At 47.7% G+C, this 17585-nt stretch carries 18 protein-coding genes; all 18 read left to right on the forward strand.

Going from position 1 to position 17585, the window contains the following annotated elements:
* Window positions 1-21 precede the first annotated feature (21 nt).
* The 18 genes from dnaK to deoC all read left to right on the forward strand — a co-directional run bounded on the left by dnaK (window position 22) and on the right by deoC (window position 17495).
* A complete protein-coding gene (gene dnaK / locus NC238_11725) occupies window positions 22-1881 on the forward strand; it encodes a molecular chaperone DnaK (GenBank protein ID MCM1566588.1) in 1860 nt (619 codons plus the stop codon).
* A 315-nt stretch (window positions 1882-2196) separates the two neighbouring features.
* Window positions 2197-3339: a molecular chaperone DnaJ gene (dnaJ, locus tag NC238_11730; protein ID MCM1566589.1), complete on the forward strand. Its 1143-nt coding sequence runs from the start codon at window positions 2197-2199 to the stop codon at window positions 3337-3339.
* Between the two features lie 44 nt (window positions 3340-3383).
* Window positions 3384-4310 carry a 50S ribosomal protein L11 methyltransferase gene (gene prmA, locus NC238_11735; protein ID MCM1566590.1) on the forward strand — a complete coding sequence of 309 codons (927 nt, stop codon included), beginning with the start codon at window positions 3384-3386 and terminating at the stop codon, window positions 4308-4310.
* 22 nt (window positions 4311-4332) lie between these two features.
* Entirely contained in the window at window positions 4333-5070 is a 738-nt protein-coding gene (locus tag NC238_11740; protein MCM1566591.1) for a 16S rRNA (uracil(1498)-N(3))-methyltransferase, read from the forward strand.
* Window positions 5071-5281: 211 nt separating this feature from the next.
* The gene (gene mtaB, locus NC238_11745) at window positions 5282-6757 is read left to right on the forward strand and encodes a tRNA (N(6)-L-threonylcarbamoyladenosine(37)-C(2))-methylthiotransferase MtaB (protein MCM1566592.1); all 1476 of its coding nucleotides are present in this window, start codon (window positions 5282-5284) and stop codon (window positions 6755-6757) included.
* Between the two features lie 86 nt (window positions 6758-6843).
* The gene (locus NC238_11750; GenBank protein MCM1566593.1) at window positions 6844-7701 is read left to right on the forward strand and encodes a hypothetical protein; all 858 of its coding nucleotides are present in this window, start codon (window positions 6844-6846) and stop codon (window positions 7699-7701) included.
* Window positions 7702-7746: 45 nt separating this feature from the next.
* A complete protein-coding gene (locus NC238_11755) occupies window positions 7747-8091 on the forward strand; it encodes a histidine triad nucleotide-binding protein (protein MCM1566594.1) in 345 nt (114 codons plus the stop codon).
* Window positions 8092-8232: 141 nt separating this feature from the next.
* The gene (rpsU, locus tag NC238_11760; GenBank protein ID MCM1566595.1) at window positions 8233-8409 is read left to right on the forward strand and encodes a 30S ribosomal protein S21; all 177 of its coding nucleotides are present in this window, start codon (window positions 8233-8235) and stop codon (window positions 8407-8409) included.
* Between the two features lie 15 nt (window positions 8410-8424).
* Window positions 8425-8880 carry a GatB/YqeY domain-containing protein gene (locus NC238_11765; GenBank protein MCM1566596.1) on the forward strand — a complete coding sequence of 152 codons (456 nt, stop codon included), beginning with the start codon at window positions 8425-8427 and terminating at the stop codon, window positions 8878-8880.
* A gap of 395 nt (window positions 8881-9275) precedes the next feature.
* Window positions 9276-9548: a YabP/YqfC family sporulation protein gene (locus tag NC238_11770; protein ID MCM1566597.1), complete on the forward strand. Its 273-nt coding sequence runs from the start codon at window positions 9276-9278 to the stop codon at window positions 9546-9548.
* Between the two features lie 2 nt (window positions 9549-9550).
* Window positions 9551-10753: a sporulation protein YqfD gene (yqfD, locus tag NC238_11775; GenBank protein ID MCM1566598.1), complete on the forward strand. Its 1203-nt coding sequence runs from the start codon at window positions 9551-9553 to the stop codon at window positions 10751-10753.
* A 32-nt stretch (window positions 10754-10785) separates the two neighbouring features.
* Window positions 10786-11766, forward strand: a complete 981-nt coding sequence (locus NC238_11780) for a PhoH family protein (protein ID MCM1566599.1) — start codon at window positions 10786-10788, stop codon at window positions 11764-11766.
* A gap of 6 nt (window positions 11767-11772) precedes the next feature.
* Window positions 11773-14028 (forward strand): HDIG domain-containing protein, encoded by a 2256-nt coding sequence (locus tag NC238_11785; GenBank protein ID MCM1566600.1) that lies wholly within the window; start codon window positions 11773-11775, stop codon window positions 14026-14028.
* A 46-nt stretch (window positions 14029-14074) separates the two neighbouring features.
* A complete protein-coding gene (gene ybeY / locus NC238_11790) occupies window positions 14075-14686 on the forward strand; it encodes an rRNA maturation RNase YbeY (GenBank protein ID MCM1566601.1) in 612 nt (203 codons plus the stop codon).
* Window positions 14687-14701: 15 nt separating this feature from the next.
* Window positions 14702-15076 (forward strand): diacylglycerol kinase family protein, encoded by a 375-nt coding sequence (locus NC238_11795; GenBank protein ID MCM1566602.1) that lies wholly within the window; start codon window positions 14702-14704, stop codon window positions 15074-15076.
* A gap of 240 nt (window positions 15077-15316) precedes the next feature.
* A complete protein-coding gene (gene cdd, locus NC238_11800; protein MCM1566603.1) occupies window positions 15317-15742 on the forward strand; it encodes a cytidine deaminase in 426 nt (141 codons plus the stop codon).
* A 96-nt stretch (window positions 15743-15838) separates the two neighbouring features.
* Window positions 15839-16756, forward strand: coding sequence for a GTPase Era (gene era, locus NC238_11805; GenBank protein ID MCM1566604.1), 918 nt, complete (start codon window positions 15839-15841; stop codon window positions 16754-16756).
* 97 nt (window positions 16757-16853) lie between these two features.
* Window positions 16854-17495: a deoxyribose-phosphate aldolase gene (gene deoC / locus NC238_11810; protein MCM1566605.1), complete on the forward strand. Its 642-nt coding sequence runs from the start codon at window positions 16854-16856 to the stop codon at window positions 17493-17495.
* Window positions 17496-17585 lie beyond the last annotated feature (90 nt).

Here is a 17585-nt window from a genome sequence, read left to right on the forward strand (position 1 = left end):
AATTTGCAAGGAGGAAATCAAATGGGTAAAGTAATTGGTATTGACTTAGGAACCACCAACTCTTGTGTTGCAGTGCTTGAAGGTGGTGAACCTGTTGTAATCCCTAATCCTGAAGGAGCGCGCATTACACCTTCAGTCGTCGGCTTCTCCAAGAACGGCGAGAAACTAGTAGGTCAGGTGGCCAAACGCCAGGCTGTTTCCAATCCGGACAACACGGTTAGTTCGATTAAGCGTCATATGGGCACAAACTATAAAGTGACTTTGATGGATAAATCCTATACACCGCAGGAAGTATCTGCAATGATCCTGCAGAAGCTCAAAGCTGATGCGGAAGCTTATCTAGGGTCTTCGGTCACCCAGGCTGTCATCACCGTTCCGGCGTATTTTACCGACGCTCAGCGTCAGGCTACCAAAGATGCCGGCACGATCGCGGGTCTTGAAGTTCTGCGTATTATTAATGAACCTACTGCAGCAGCACTGGCTTATGGACTTGACAAAGAACATGACCAGACTGTACTCGTTTACGACCTTGGCGGCGGAACATTTGACGTCTCGATCCTTGAACTGAGTCAGGGAATGGTCGAAGTTAAAGCGACAAACGGAAACAACCTTCTCGGCGGTGACGACTTTGACCAGCGTTTAATGGATTACATTGTTGCCGAATTTAAAAAGAGCAACGGTGTTGATCTTGCCAAAGACCGGATGGCCCTGCAGCGTCTGAAGGAAGCTGCTGAAAAAGCCAAAATTGAGCTTTCCGGCGTTGCCCAAACCAATATTAATCTGCCGTTTATTACGATGTCTGCTGAAGGGCCGCTTCATCTGGATATGAATATCACCCGCGCCAAATTTGAAGAGCTTGTAGCAGATTTGATCGAAAAAACGATGGGACCTACCCGTCAAGCGATGGAAGATGCCAAACTTTCCTTCAACGAAATCGATCAGGTGATTCTTGTCGGGGGATCTAGCAGAATCCCTGCAGTCCAGGAAGCCATTAAGAGAATCAGCGGCAAGGAACCGCATAAAGGTGTTAACCCGGATGAAGTCGTTGCGCTCGGCGCGGCTATCCAGGGCGGGGTTCTGGCTGGTGAAATGAAAGATATTGTTCTAGTCGACGTTGCCCCGCTTTCCCTCGGGATTGAAACCCTGGGCGGTGTATTCACCAGGATCATTGACCGGAATACGACCATTCCGACCACCAAATCCCAAGTCTTTTCGACTGCAGCCGACAGCCAGACTTCGGTAGATATCCATGTGCTTCAGGGTGAGCGCGAGATGGCTGCTTACAATAAGACGCTCGGCCGCTTCCAGCTTACCGGAATTCCGCCTGCCCCAAGAGGTGTGCCGCAGATCGAAGTCAAATTTGATATTGACGTAAACGGTATTGTACACGTTTCGGCGAAAGATATGGCAACCGGTAATGAACAGAAAGTAACCATCACGGCTTCAACCGGCTTAAGCAAAGATGAAGTTGAAAAGATGCGTCAGGATGCCGAGGCCAATGCTGAGAAAGACAAACAGGCCAGAGAACTGATTGATGCCAGAAACCAAGCAGATTCACTCGCGTACCAGGCTGAAAAGACCCTGAAGGACTTTGAAGGCAAAGGTGACGCCGCCGAGCGGGATGCGATTAAGAAGGCTGCTGAAGAACTCAGAGCCACGGCCGGCAGCGATAATGTCCAGGAAATTAATACAAAATCGGAAGCGCTGACCAAAATCCTCTATCCGTTTGTGGAAAAAATGTATCAGCAGCAGGGAGCACCCGGTGCAGGTCCGCAGGGACCTGGCGCGGGACCAAACCCAGGACAGCAGGATACCGGAGCCGGCAAGGCAGATGACAATGTTGTCGATGCTGAATATACCGAAGTGGACAAGGATAAATAAACAGAATCAGTATGAATCAGATCATTTGTTTAATCGATTGATCATGAAGAGTCCGCAGATAACAACGATATTAAAACACAAAAAGTACCGGTATTTAGCCTTAAAGCTAAATACCGGTACAACGCGCCTTGAATCTTAACATATTAATAATAATGGTAGTATAATGATACATTAGAAAGAGTCTATAGGTAATCAAAAGGGTCTAAGGGTGCAGCAGTATCTTTGGACCTGCTTCGGCATTCGGAGGAATGCAGGTCTTATTTATGTCTCATGCGGTCTTGTATTGATATTTAGGGAGGAGTTTCAGCTTAAATTATGAAACGCGATTACTATGAAGTTCTGGGTGTCAGCAAATCTTCCAGCGTGGATGAAATTAAAAAAGCTTACAGGAAGATAGCAAAGGAAAACCATCCCGATGTCAAACCGGGAGATAAGCAAGCGGAAGAACGCTTTAAGGAAGCTACTGAGGCTTATGCGGTATTGAGCGATCCGGATAAGAAAGCAAAATATGACCAATATGGCCACGCCGGGGTGGACTTTAACGGACAGGGCTTTGGAGGATTTGGCGATTTCTCTGATTTTGCTGATTTCGGCCTTGGAGATGTTTTTGAAATGTTTTTCGGCGGGGGTATGGGCGGAGGCTCCAGAAGAAAAGGCCCGGTGAAAGGCGCCGATTTGAGATATGATCTGTCCATCACGCTGCATGAGGCTGCCTTTGGCATGAAGAAGCAGATTGAAGTTCCGGTCTCAGTATACTGTACCGAGTGCGGAGGAAGCGGTGCAGCTCCCGGCACGAATCCGACCACGTGTTCACAATGCGGCGGTACCGGGCAGATCAGGGCAACTCAGCGTACACCGTTCGGGCAAATCGCTACGACCAAGACTTGTGCTGCTTGTGGCGGAAAAGGGACAATGATCAGCTCTCCGTGCAGCAAATGCAATGGCAAGGGTAAAGTAAAAGAAGTAAAAAAGATCGAAGTCAATATCCCGGCAGGCACGGAGGATGGATTAAGTCTGCGTTACAGCGGTTATGGCGAGGCCGGAGAAAGAGGAGGACCGTCCGGAGACCTGTATGTTGTTCTGCTCGTTAAGAAGGATGAATTCTTCCAGAGAAACGGCAATGATATCTACGTTGAAATTCCGATCACTTTTGTTCAGGCCGCCCTGGGTGATGAAATTGACGTGCCTACCCTTCACGGCGATGTCAAAATAAAGATACCCGAAGGAACCCAGACATCGAAAGTCTTCAGAATCAAAGGAATGGGTGTTCCTTACCGGAGAGGCAGCGGGTGCGGTGACCAGCATGTCAGGGTGATTGTAGCAACGCCTACCAAACTCACGGAACGGCAGAAAGAGTTGCTCAGCGAATTTGGAAAAATAACGACCGAAGGCCAGCAGCTTGGTAAAAAATCGCTTTGGGACAAGGTGAAGGATAATGTCCGGGATGCTATCGGTTAATTGCAGTTTAACGGCGAATAAGATCTGAGAAAAGGGAGTTAGCCATGAATTGGACTGAGATAGCGGTAACAGTATCATCTGAGGGAGAGGAGGCTGTTACCGATCTTTTATATCGGATAGGCAGCAAGGGTGTGGTTATCGAATCGCCTGAGCTGATTAATGGGTATGTTGAATCCGGGATCTGGGATTATCACATCTATGCGGACTTGGAAGTAACGGGAAAGTGTGTGGTCAAGGGCTATTTCCCGGAGGATGAAAGCTTAAGTCCCAGGATCGCCTCCTTACGGGAAGAACTTCTGCTCTTCAAGGAATTATTTCCGGACTGGATAGTGGAAACGAATTCCGTGATGGTGAAGGAAGAAGACTGGGAGAACGAATGGAAGCAATACTTTAAACCAGTCCGAATCGGCAAACGCTTCCTGATCAAACCGACCTGGGAACAGGTGGATACGCAGGATCAGGTGGTCATCATTGAGATTGATCCTGGGATGGCTTTTGGGACGGGTACCCATCCGACAACCGCTCTCTGCCTGGAGGAGCTGGAAGACCATATTCAGGAAGGTTCGGACGTCTTTGATATTGGCACCGGCTCCGGGATCCTGGCTGTGGCGGCCGCCAAGCTTGGCGCAAACGTCCAGGCCGGAGACATTGACCGCCTGGCTGTGCGGATTGCGCGGCAAAATGCAGCGCTGAATCACATGGAAGATAAAATTAAGGTCGAAACGGGAAACCTCGGTGAGGTCTTTACGGGGAAAGCTGATGTCGTCATCGCCAATATCATCGCGGATGTAATCATTGAACTCCTGCCTTCCCTGCCTCAGCTGATGAAACCGGAGGGTATCCTTCTTGCTTCCGGCATCATTGATACCCGGGAAGACAATGTTCTGGAAAAAATGAATGCGGCAGGTCTCCGCTGTATCGGAAGGCTTGAAGATGCAGGCTGGGTACTGCTGAAAGCTACGTTTGCTTGAGTGTATTGAGAGAGGGAATCCTATGCACCGTTTTAAAATCTCGTCCCGCGAAAAGGACACTTTTAACATAACCGGAGAAGAACTTCATCACCTGACGCATGTGGTGCGGCTTGAATGCGGCGCTAAAGTCATGGGCTTTGATAATTCCGGCGGTCAGTGGGTCGGGGTCATTGAAGAACTAGCCAGGGACTCAGCTCGCTGCAGAGTTGTTGAAGAGGAATTCCCTGACGTGGAAGCAGAGGCAAGGGTATACCTTGTCATGGGACTGGCCAAGGGAGAAAAGATGGAGTGGGTCATCCAAAAAGGGACTGAGCTCGGAATGGCCGGATTTATCCCTTTAAGGATGAAACGGTCTGTCCTGCAACTGGAAGGAACTAAAGCACGGGACAGGGTAGTCCGCTGGCAAAGAATCGCGGCTGAGGCTGTGAAACAATCTCACCGGGTCATCGAACCGGAAATTATGGAAGTAGCCGATTGGACGCAACTGAAGGGACTGCTGCCGGCAGAGACGCAGTGGCTGATTCCTTATGAAGATGAAAAGACGCACTCCTTAAAGGAAGTGCTTCAGGGATATGAACCCAGATACCCGATTGCTGTACTTATCGGGGCCGAAGGGGGCTTTGCGCCGGAAGAGGTGGCCTGGGCCGAGGAAAAACTTCAGGCCAGGAGTGTCTCTTTGGGACCGCGTATTCTGCGGACAGAGACGGCGGCTCTGGCAGCTCTTGTGATGACGCTCGCTTACTTCGATGATCTCGGGTAAATCTGGGGTAAGTTTGTAGGACATAATATCCGCGTGCCATGGATGGCATAATCCATTCAAAAGCCGTGCTCCAATCACAGCGGAATTGCCCCCCAGCCTGATCATATGGTCGTTTATGTCAGTCTATAAGCCGGAAATAATTCTTATGTTTTCTATACAGGCAGTTATTTGAAGAAGGTTGTATTTGTTGCGAGGGAAAGAAGCCAAGCGTATGAATAACAAAAATAATCAAAAAATAACCGGGAGTAAGGCGAGTTCGGAGAACTTTGATAGCATAGGAAGTGCAGGGAGCTTTGAAGGCCCGGAGGGCTCAAAAACCCTGAAAGGCTTGAAGGTAAGTTTTCTGACGCTTGGCTGCAAGGTCAACCAGACTGAAAGCGAAGCACTTTCTCAGCTGCTGGCCGGTGAAGGTTATAAGACCGTCCAGGAGGCTGATTCTGCCGACGTGATCATTATTAATACCTGCACCGTAACCGGTACAGGGAGCATGAAATCCCGTAAGCTCATCCGCAAGATGGTCAAGGATCATCCGGAGGCGATCATTGCTGTCATGGGCTGCTATGCCCAGCTAAGTCCTGATGAGGTTGCAGGGATCGATGGAGTCGGTCTGATCATGGGAACTCAGGACCGGAGTTCCCTGCTTCAGTTTTTACGCGATATTCAGGACGAACGTGCTGTCGATGCTTCAGCAAAGAGGCCGATCGAATCTTTAAGACCTCTCCGAAAGGTCAAAAGCTTTGAGGAAAGCGTAAAATATGAGGAGCTTCCGCTGATCAAAAATGAGAACAGGACACGGGCCATGCTGAAGATTCAGGATGGCTGCAGCCAGTTTTGTACATACTGCATCGTACCTTATACCAGGGGGCCGTCACGCAGCCGTGATCCTGAAAATGTCTACCGGGAGGCCAGGGAACTTCTGAAGGCAGGATACAAGGAAATTGTACTGACCGGTATTCATATCGGCGCCTTTGGCAGGGACTTTGCCCATAAGAATATGAATCTGGGACTTCTGGTCAGTGAGCTGGTGAAGCTTCCGGGGATGAAGAGACTCCGGCTTGGTTCGATTGAACCGATGGAGTTTTCGCTGGAATTGCTGGAGGTTATTGCTGTCAATGCAGCAGTATGTCCCCATTTCCATATTCCGCTTCAGAGCGGTTCCGACAAGATCCTGAAAAAAATGAACAGACCTTATACGACAGAGGATTATGCTGCTTTGCTGAAGCAGATAAGGGCCAGAGTTCCAGACGCGGCAATCGCCTCCGATATTATGGTCGGCTTTCCCGGAGAAACAGATCAGGATTATCAGGACAGCCTGCGTTTTGTTGAGAGCTGCGAATTTTCCGGTATTCATGTTTTCCCTTATTCCCGGAGGCCCGGTACGCCCTCGGCGGATATGCCGGAGCAGATACCCAACCGTATCAAAACAGCCAGGGTCAGGGAACTGATTCAGATCGGTCAAAAGAGCCGAAGAAAATACGAGAGAAAATTTATCGGAAAACAGCTTGAAGTAATTTTGGAAAATGTGGATCAAGACGGAAGAGCCCGCGGACATACCCAAAATTATCTGGAACTTCGAATTCCGTCCAGCCTGGCTGAGAGTGATCTCATCACTTATACTGTCCGCGAGGAGGATCTGGTTTCTGTCCCGGGAAACGCTGCTAGCCGAGAAATCAATGAAGCTGAATAAAGCACAATTTGTCAAATGGTGTTTAATCTTCTAATATTTTATAATATAATAATTAACAAATGATCCTCAAAATACAAGGAGCTACAATGAAGAAGATCGGGAATTGGAAGAAGCCCCTTATTATTGTTTTAATTGTAGTCATTGCGCTGGGTGTATTATTATTAAAAGCACCATTGTACGCACAAGTCCGAAGCTATGCGGTGATGTGGGCTTACACCAAATATGAAAATTCCAAGAGCCTGATGGATAAACAGCAAGTCTCTGTTCAGATCCCGGGCGGTTCCAGTACGGAAGCAAAAGACTGGTACCCGTTTGTCATGGTATTTAACGATAATGAAGGTTTTTCGCAGTACACCGGAAGAGACCTTTCCCTGTCGATGATCTATAATTTTGGCGCGTTCAGCTGGAATTACGGTTCGTCCACGCTTTACAAGGATGATTCGCCTTATTATGCGAGCTTTTATGGCGGATATCTGATCAAGGACAACTCTGGGCAAAGCAAGTATGGTTTTTCTGCAGATGGAAAGCTGAATATCAGTGAAATAACGGCTGTAACGGAATATGATTATAAGAAGCTGGTCCTGGACAGCCTGGGCTGCCCTGTCGAGCAGCAAAAAATGGATGTTCTTTCCTCCGAGGTCAAGAGCAGAGTCGCATATGCGGGTTATGAGGGCTGGGAACAAATCGATGCAATCATCCTGGTAAACAGTCCGGCCCACAAATATGAAGGCAGCCGTCGCGCTTACATTCAGTACGGCAATCCGCTCAAAAAAACCAGCCTGGAGGATTTCCCGCTGATTGCATCCCGTACAAGAATTTATGTGAGATATTTTGAGGAGTTTGACAGTACAGTCCTTTTGTATATCTTTACTCCTTTTGCAGAGACGCTGGAGCAATGTGACCAGAATATTCTCAGCAAGACAGTCATTGCGAAAAGCGAATAACCCGGCAGCAAAGGCCGCCAGGATAAAAAATTGGAGGTTCGGCCTATGGACAATTGTATTTTTTGCAAAATCGTGAACAAGGAAATTCCTTTAGCAATCGTCTTTGAAAACGAAGATATCCTGTGTTTTAAGGATATTAACCCCGTGGCGCCTGTTCACATTCTGGTTATTCCGAAAAAACACCTGACCAGTCTGAATGATCTGACAGAAGATGACATGGCTGTGACCGGCAGGATTTTTGTCCTGATCAAGCAGCTTGCAGTAGAATTCGGGGTCGCGGAATCGGGCTACAGAGTTGTTGTAAACTGCGGGCCTGACGGAGGTCAGGAAGTCGGACATCTGCACTATCATCTGATCGGCGGCAAGCCGCTGGGCAAGAAAATCGGCTAAACATCTTTTGGAAAAACCGTCAGATTAGGACTGAGTTGTGTTTTGATATGCCAAAAAAGCAGGCTCCTTCCAGCTTGACGTGTCCATATTCATCCTTTATAATTATTTCGTATCATTTACCAGTGGAGGGAGGGATAAAAAATGAGTGAAGTCAGAGTCGGTAAAAATGAATCCCTGGATTCCGCACTCCGCCGGTTCAAGCGAAATTGTCAACGTTCGGGGGTATTATCGGAAGCTCGCAAACACGAGCATTACGAGAAGCCAAGCGTTAAGAGAAAAAAGAAATCTGAGGCTGCGCGGAAACGTAAATTCAAATAAGGGAGTTGGCTCCAATTGTCCCTGAAGGATCGTCTGGTTGAGGATATGAAGACAGCTATGAAGGCCAAAGAGGAGGGGAAGGTTAGACTTTCTGTTATCCGAATGGTACGGGCTGCCATCAAATACGCTGAGATAGACAAGAAAATGGAGTTCAACGATGATAATCAGGTTATCGAGGTTCTTGCCCGCGAGTTAAAAATGCGGCGGGATGCGATGGAACAGTTTGCCAACGCGAACAGGCCCGACAAAGTTCAGGAGCTCGAAGAGGAAGTCGCCATCCTAATGGAATACTTACCTCAGCAGCTCACTGAAGGGGAAATCCGCGAAATAGCTAAAGAAATCATCGCTGAAACCGGTGCCCAAGGCCCCAAAGATCTGGGGAAAGTCATGGGAATTATTACGCCGAAGATAAAAGGAAGAGCCGAAGGGAAGCTTGTGAATCAAGTCGTGAGAGGACTCTTGGGTTCCTAAAAAAGAGTAGTGAAAAACTGCCGCTAAAACATAAGCGGCAGTTTTTTTGTTTTAATTGGTATACTCTGGGTTTAAGCCATAACCCTAACCGCTCTTCGTCTATTGTGCCATGGACGTTGAAAAGCCGCGCTTCTTATCGAATGCCATGTCGTCCATGACGCATTCGACCCTAGGCACATTCAGTGCCGCCGCGTGCTCCGCTTGGCCGAGAATAGGCTACATGACGTTAAATCTGACGTTAAATTTTGCGTCCATTAAGCTATCATATTAAAAATGAGCGAGCATCTGCTCTTTCATTTTCCTTTGCTCTCCCCTGTTCCTCTGGGTCTCCCGCTAACTGCTTGGACTATTCTCTGCTCCTGGTGCATAGACATGCTATGAAGGGAGTGGTAAGCGTGCTGAAAAGGCTTCAGAAACATGCTGGTGAGATCCTGGAGTTTCCGACGGATGTCCTGGATAACGGACCTAAAATAACCATTATCGGACGCAGTGAGATCATCATAGAATATTTTGATGAAGTGGTCGGATTTTCGGATCAGGAAATTACTTTGCGGACTTCCGAGGGTAAACTCTGCCTTAACGGAGATAAATTTATTCTTACCGCTGTGCAGGATCATGAGATCAGTATCCGCGGCCGGTTAACCGGACTAAGCTTTGGGGAGGGCTGAAGGTGTTCGGAAAATTTGGCAGATACCTGCACGGAAGGGTAACCATTCAAGCGCAGGGTAAGAATTTAGCTGGATTTATTAATGAGGCGCTTAAAGACAGGATTGAATTTTATAATGGAAAAAAATTGACGGATAGCTTTTTGGCCGAGATCAATGCCGCAGATTTCAGACGTTTGCGCAAGGCAGCCAAAAAAGCAGGAATCAAAATCAACATCCGGAACAGATACGGGTTTCCGTTTGTAGCGCTACGCTGGCAAAAACGCAAGGGTCTGATTTTTGGTGTTTTTATCATCATTGCAGCACTCACGGTTCTTTCTCAGTATGTACTTTCCATTAGTGTGGAAGGAAACAGCAGAGTTTCAGCGGATCAGATTATTGCTGAAGCCGGGAAAGCCGGCTTAAATAAATGGGTGCTGAAAAGTTCCCTTGACCTTGATCAGATGAGCAAACAAGTTCAAGAGAGCATACCTGACCTGGTCTGGATGACGATGGAAGAGCGCGGAACGAATATCAAAATCAGAGTCGTCGAAAAAACCCTGCCGCAAACTGTTTTATTCCAGGGAGATCTTCTGGCAGCCAAAACAGGCTATGTGGAAGATGTGATCGTCATTCAGGGGCAGGCGCTAATTGCTGAAGGACAGCTGGTTACTGCCGGACAGGTTTTGATCAAGGCTGCAGGAGGAATGACGGAATACAGCTTTGATGTATCTGGTCAGAACAGAGCCAAACAAAACGCGACCGATGCTCCGGCGGCCAAAGGCTTTGTCCGGGCAAGGGTCTGGTACAGCGCGGACAAGATTATTCCCATGGAAGAAGATAGGACGGAAAAGACAGCAAATAGGACCAATGGCTGGGGAATAAAAATAAATAATCGTGTAATAATGATAATGAATCAGGACAGCCCCTATTCAGATTCGATCCAAGAAACCTGCACATATGCATTGCCCGGTTGGAGGAATTGGCGTTTTCCTGTCGAATTGTTAAAAGTACATTATGAAGAAACTCAAAAAGCACATGTAAGCCGTACAGCAGCAGAAGCAAAGAAGCTTGCCGAGACCCTGGCCAGGGAGGAATTGAAACAAAAACTGCCTTCAGGGGTCAAAGTACTGCACGATAAAGTCCGGATCCTTTCATCCAAAAAAGGAACGGAACATGTCAGGGTTGAAATTGAGACCTTTGAAGATATCGCGGTATATAAAAAATAAGCAAATATCCTTGCATTTGGAGGAACTCACATTTGCGTAATGAATCGAAACTAAACCTGAAAGACAAAGATGAAGCATTAAACCTGTTCGGTCTCGAGGATGTCAACTTAAGATTTCTGGAAGAGCGTCTTGGTTGTCAGATTGTTTTTCGCAGTGAAGAGATGACGATTTCAGGTGAAGAACAACAGGTCAAGCTTGCCGAAGCAGTCCTCAAACAGCTTCTGGACTTAATTCGGAAAGGCAATACACTGACTCTGGCCGATGTAACTTATGTTGTTTCCCAGGTGGAAGAGGGCAGCGTGAAGGATATGGCTCAAAACCTCACCCATATCATCGCGACGACGCAAAGGGGGCGGCCGATTAAACCCAAGACGCTCGGACAGGCCAAGTATGTTAAAGCCATTGCCAAGGATTCACTCGTCTTTGGCATCGGACCCGCCGGGACAGGAAAGACCTATCTGGCGGTGGTCATGGCGGTCAAGGCGCTGAGGGCCAAAGAGGTGAACAGGATTGTTCTCACCCGGCCTGCGGTGGAAGCCGGAGAAAAACTCGGTTTTTTGCCCGGGGATTTGCAGGAGAAGGTCAATCCGTACCTCAGGCCGCTCTATGATGCGCTCTATGATCTTCTTGGACCGGAAACGACCGCACGGTATATTGAGAAAGGCACGATTGAGATTGCTCCGTTGGCCTATATGCGCGGGCGTACGCTAGACGATTCATTTATTATTCTGGATGAGGCCCAAAATACATCTCCGGAGCAAATGAAAATGTTTCTGACCAGGCTCGGATTTGCCTCCAAAGCAGTGGTTACCGGTGACATTACTCAGGTTGACCTTCCCCGCGGTAATTATTCAGGGCTGATTGAAGTACAACATATCCTGAAAGGTATCGGAGATATTTCCTTCCATTACTTTACTTTGGACGATATTGTACGTAACCCGCTTGTACAAAGCATTATTCACGCTTACGATGCGCAAGATATAAAAGAGGACAAGCAGTCCGGTAAGGATTGATGGGACTTGAATAAAAAATTGAAAACAATGCTTTTGCCTAAAAAGACCAAGAATGCTATGACAAAATACCAGATAGCATTATTTCTGCTGTTCTTTATTCTTTTAACCGCGATATTGGCCTCGGATCTTTTTCAGTCCAAATTAAATATTGAATCCGGTGAGCCCAGTCCGGAATTGATCACGGCACCTTATGAAAAGAAAGTGACGGATCTTGCCAAGTTCCAGGAGGAACAAAAAGCAGCAGCGAATGCAGTCGGACCTGTTTATATGGCCGATGACGATCAAATTTCCAACTTGTCAAAAGATTTGGATCGGACATTTGAGATTCTGGCGGATCAGAAAGATTCTAAGGACAGTCTTACAGAAAAAATGGACGAGCTCCGCAAGAAAGTCCCTTATAGCGAATTGTCGAACAGCACGCTTGAAGCGCTGCTGAATTTGTCTGATCACGAGATTGTATCTGCCTCCGGAACTAGTTCAGTTGTCATCCTTGGGATAGCAAGCGATGCCGAGACCGGAGCGAGATATCAGGCAGAAGTATCACTTTTACAGGACCGAATGAGTGAACAGATCAATCAATCCAATGTAACTGAACCTGTGAAAGAACTTATCAATGAATTTATTGAACAGTGTGTGATCAAACCGACACTGACCATCGATGAAGAAGCGACAAAGAAAATGCAGGATATTGCCATTTCTAAGGTTAAACCATCCATCCGGACCTATCGAGAAAATGAAAAAATTATAGGACCGGGGGAAATTGTTGATGATCAGATTTATCAGGCCCTGCAGGCGTACGGATTGATCAAAGTAGAATCTCCATGGAAGCCGGCTTCCGGTATTGCAATGATTGTCTTGGTTTCGATGATTATTTTGATTTTGTTCGCCTACCAGTTCAGCCCCGACACGTTTACCCACTGGCAAAGGATGGTGCTGATCGGACTTCTGATGATTGTTGCGCTGGCCATGGGTAAAGCCTTTATGGCGATCAGTCTTGGGGACAATGATTTAAACACTTTGACGGCTATCCTGATACCTGCGGCCTGGGTTACGATGACGGTTACACTCCTGCTTGGCGTTAAGATCGCAGTTCTGGTAGGCGTCATTCTGGCTATTTTCACCGGGATGATGGCAGATCCAGGGAATATGGGAGCAGCAGGTTCGCTGGCAGCCTTATTTTCTTTGCTTAGCGGCATCGTCGGAATACAGGGTGTTGCTAAACTGGACCGTCGTTCTGAGCTGGCCAGGGCAGGATTGTTTGTGGCTTTGGTAAACATTGCCCTTGTAAGCGGTGTTGCCTTGATCCTTCAGATTAGTCCGACCGATTGGCTGATCGGATGCATGCTGAGCGTTGCCAACGGATTTCTGACGTCTGTTCTTACCATGGGTGTTTTGCCTTGGCTGGAACAGGGCTTTAACATTACATCGGCGGTAAGGCTGTTGGAATTATCCAACCCGAATGCGCCGCTGTTGAAAAGCTTATTGATCGAAGCTCCAGGGACCTACCATCACAGCGTCCTGGTTGGGAATCTGGCTGAAACTGCCGCTGAAGAAATTAAAGCTGACCCTGTGCTGGTCAGAGTCGGTGCGCTCTATCATGATATCGGCAAGCTGAAAAGACCGTACTTCTTTATAGAAAACCAGTTTTCCAAGGATAATCCCCACGAAAAGATTGCCCCGACGCTTAGTTCCCTAATTATCATTTCCCATATCAAAGACGGACTAGAAATGGCCAAAGAGCATAAGCTTCCATCCAATATTCAGGATATTATTGCGCAGCATCACGGGGACAGCACGGCATCGTTCTTTTACCATAAAGCACTCGAAGAGAATCCAGATATTTCGGAAGAAGCTTTCAGGTATGACGGGCAGCGTCCCCAGTCTAAAGAGGCGGCGCTGGTTCTTCTGGCGGATAATGTTGAAGCAGCCGTTCGTTCCCAGAAGGACAGTTCGCCGGGAAAAATTGAAGGATTGGTGCGTAAGATTATCAAGGAGAAATTTGATGAGGGTCTGCTTGACCAATGTGACTTAACCTTTAAGGATCTGGATAAGATATCTATAGCATTTGTTAAGGTTCTAAGCGGAATATTCCATTCCAGGATCGAGTACCCTGAATTGCCGTCCGCCAAGACCAAAGTGGCAGAGGAAGCGGGCACGGGTCAGAAACAGGAGGAACCCAAAACGCAAAAAGAGAATGAGTCTCCGACTAAGCAGGACAGCGAGCCTGGTTCGTCATCTGAAAAAAATAATTCTCACGGATAGGGGGGAGAAAAAGACTTGCTCTTTAAAGGCAGGTCTTTTCTGGGAAATGGAACTAGATATCAGTTGGGAAGAGGATTCTGTTGCAGAAGATGAACAAAATAAAATAGCAGAACTGCTTCGTACGGGCATTCAGAAAGCGCTTCTTGAGGGAGGCGGCCCGGATGACGCTGAGATCGGACTTGTCCTGACCGATGATGAATCCATTCATCTCCTGAATAAGACGTACCGCGGAATTGACAGCCCTACGGACGTCCTGTCTTTTGCCCTTCGGGAAAAGGGGGAAGGGGAGCCGGAGATTTATTATAATCCTCAGTCGGACAAAGATAAGAAAGAATGGCTTGAGTATTCTCTCGAAGAAATTATTGACGAAGAAGATGAAAATATTGACGAATACGAAGAAGATAATTTTGAGGAGTACGAAGAGGATGACGATGATTTCAGCTACTGCGATACGACTCTCGGTGATATCGTGATTTCTGTCGAAAGAGCCCGTTCTCAGGCCATTGAGTATGGGCATTCCTTTGCCAGAGAGATTGTTTACCTGGCAGTGCACGGAACACTGCACCTTCTGGGGTACGATCATGGCAGTGAGGAGGATTCCAGTGTCATGCGGCGTCTGGAGGAACAGGTTATGGATCAGCTGAGCCTGCTGCGCTGACAAGGGGGAAGAATAATGCCGGATATCCGTAAGCCTGCTGGTTTTATCGGCAGCTGCAGAGGGGCTTTGCACGGGATTGCTTACTCGCTGAGAACAGAAAAACACCTCAGATTTCATTTTTTTGCCGCTGCGGTTGTTGTTCTGGCAGGCGCTTACTTTCGTCTTTCAGGCGTTCACTGGCTGTTTATTATTTATGCCATTGGCAGCGTTCTGGTGGCGGAGTTGTTCAATACCGCGCTGGAAAGGGCGATTAATCTGGCTGAACCCGGGTACCATCCCCTTGCCGGCCTCGGCAAGGATGTTGCTTCCGGTGCCGTACTGGTTGCCGCTATCCAGGCTGTCGTTATTGGGATCATTATTTTTGGATCTTATTTGATAAAGATTTTTTAGGGTAGGTCTGTGGGCGACAATACCACCTTTCGGTTGTTGCGTCCTCCTTGACGCGTCGCTTCTTGCCATTGCCATCCATGGCATCGCGACATTAGGCCATCCGTGGCCGTCAAAAGGCCGCGCTTCGCACTCCATGCTCCGCTCACGGCGGAACTGTAGCCCACAGACTGATCTTAGGATTGTTTAAGGAGGTCTGCAAGTCGTAGCGTTGTTATTATCTAAGACGGGGGGCGGAATGAGATGAAGAACGAACAGGCTGTGGATATCAATCAGGCTACGGAGCTGATTCGCCAGGCGCATCAGGCTTGTGAAGAGGCTTATGCCCCTTACTCCTGCTACAAGGTTGGCGCCGCCGTTCTCTGGGAATCCGGAAGGATTACTTCCGGTGTCAATGTCGAAAATGCTTCCTATGGCCTGAGTGTCTGTGCGGAACGCAATGCCGTGTTCCATGGGATCGGATTGGGGGAAAGGCGGATCAAAGCGGTTGCTATCGCAGTTCCGCTCGAGGAGATGCCGTCCCCATGTGGTGCCTGCCGGCAGGTGATCCGGGAGTTCGCCTCGGACTGCCTTGTTTTGCTCAGCAATGGCAGCGGAGAAATCAGGAAAATTTGTTTGAAGGATCTTCTCCCTGATTCGTTTGGCCCGGAGTTTTTAAAAAGCATTTAGGATAAGAGACCACATGATATACAGCTATAGGATATACAACGATAGGATACACAATTTTATGATACAAGATTTTATGATACAAGGAAGGTAAAGCATTTGAACAAACAGGAGAAAAAAGGTTTTCGATCGGGTTTTGTTGCGGTGATCGGACGGCCCAATGCCGGGAAATCGACCTTGCTGAATACGCTTTTGGGTCAGAAAGTGCTGATTATATCCGATAAGCCGCAGGCAACCAGAAACAGAATCCGGTGTATCCTTACCGAAGAGCGCGGGCAGGTCATCTTTTTTGATACGCCCGGTATTCATAAACCGAAGCACCGCCTGGGCGAATATATGGTCGCGGCCGCCAAAAGCACTTTGCAGGGCGTCGATTTTGCGATATGCGTCGTCGATGCCTCCGTACCGTTTGGATCGGGGGATGAATACGTGCTTCAGGTCATTAAGGACAGCGGAGCTCCGTGCATTTTGGCCTTAAATAAAATTGACCTGATTTCCAAGGATCAGTTGCTGGAGAAAATAGCCGGCTTTGCCAAAATAGCAGATTTTAAAGAAATCGTTCCAATTTCAGCTTTACAGTCCGAGAATACCACGAAGTTAATGGATCTGATTTTTGAAGCGCTTCTGCCTGGCCCAATGTATTTTCCGGATGATGTCGTCATAGACCAGCCGGAGAAGTTTGTCGTTGCAGAGCTGATCAGAGAAAAGCTGATGAACCTGACCAGAGAAGAAGTTCCGCACTCGGTCGCGGTCGTGGTCGATAAGATGGAAGAGAAAAAATCCCTGATTAAGATAGAGGCTGTGATCCTCGTCGAGCGTGATTCCCAGAAAGGAATTGTGATTGGCAAGGAAGGAAGTGTCTTAAAAGAAGTCGGAAGGCTTGCCCGGGAAGAAATTGAAACGCTGCTGGGCAGCAAGGTATTCCTTGAACTTTGGGTCAAAGTCAAGAAGGACTGGCGCAACCAGAATAACCAGCTCAGGGATCTGGGATATAATCTGAAGGACCTGAAAGAATAAATGCCGCGGGGTACATTAGGGTTATTAAAAAATAAGGTATCTTATCATATTAGCGGTACGGGAAAGTATAAAAGAACGCTGAAGGGAAGGTAGACTTATGAATATCGCCGGAAAAATTGACCATACGCTTCTGAAATCTGAAGCTACGGAGAAGGATATCGTCGGTCTTTGCCATGAGGCTGTCAAACACGGTTTTGCTTCCGTTTGTGTAAACCCCATATATATCTGTACCGCCGCACGCCTGCTGCACGGAACGAGTGTCATACCGTGCACGGTCATAGGTTTTCCGCTTGGAGCTGAGTTTACCGAAATAAAGATGCAGGAGATTCTGGCAGCGAAAGCCCATGGCGCGAGGGAAGTTGATGCCGTGATGTGCATCGGCAAAGCCAAATCCGGCGATTGGAAAGCCGTGCAGCGTGACGTGAATTTGATGGTTCAGACGGCCCAGGGCTGCGGTCTAAAAATAAAAATGATTATTGAAACGGGGCTTTTGGACGAGGACGAAAAGCGGAAGGCGGCTGAAATTATCCGGGAAGCTGGAGCAAACTATATCAAAACATCGACGGGCTATTTTGGCGGCGCAACAGTTGAAGACGTCAAAAACCTGAAAAACTGGGCAGGCCCTGTTGTTAAAGTCAAAGCATCCGGCGGAATCAAGACGAAAGAGTTTGCTTTGGAACTGATCAAGGCAGGTGCCGACAGACTCGGAACCAGCTCCGGGATCGTAATAATCCAGTAGTATCTAGTTCTTAGATGTATTAACTGTTTAGTCAATAGAAATTACATAAATAGGAATGCTATCCAAATAGATAGCATCTATTGAAAATAT

It is taken from the genome of Dehalobacter sp. (assembly GCA_023667845.1).
GTDB lineage: Bacteria > Bacillota > Desulfitobacteriia > Desulfitobacteriales > Syntrophobotulaceae > Dehalobacter.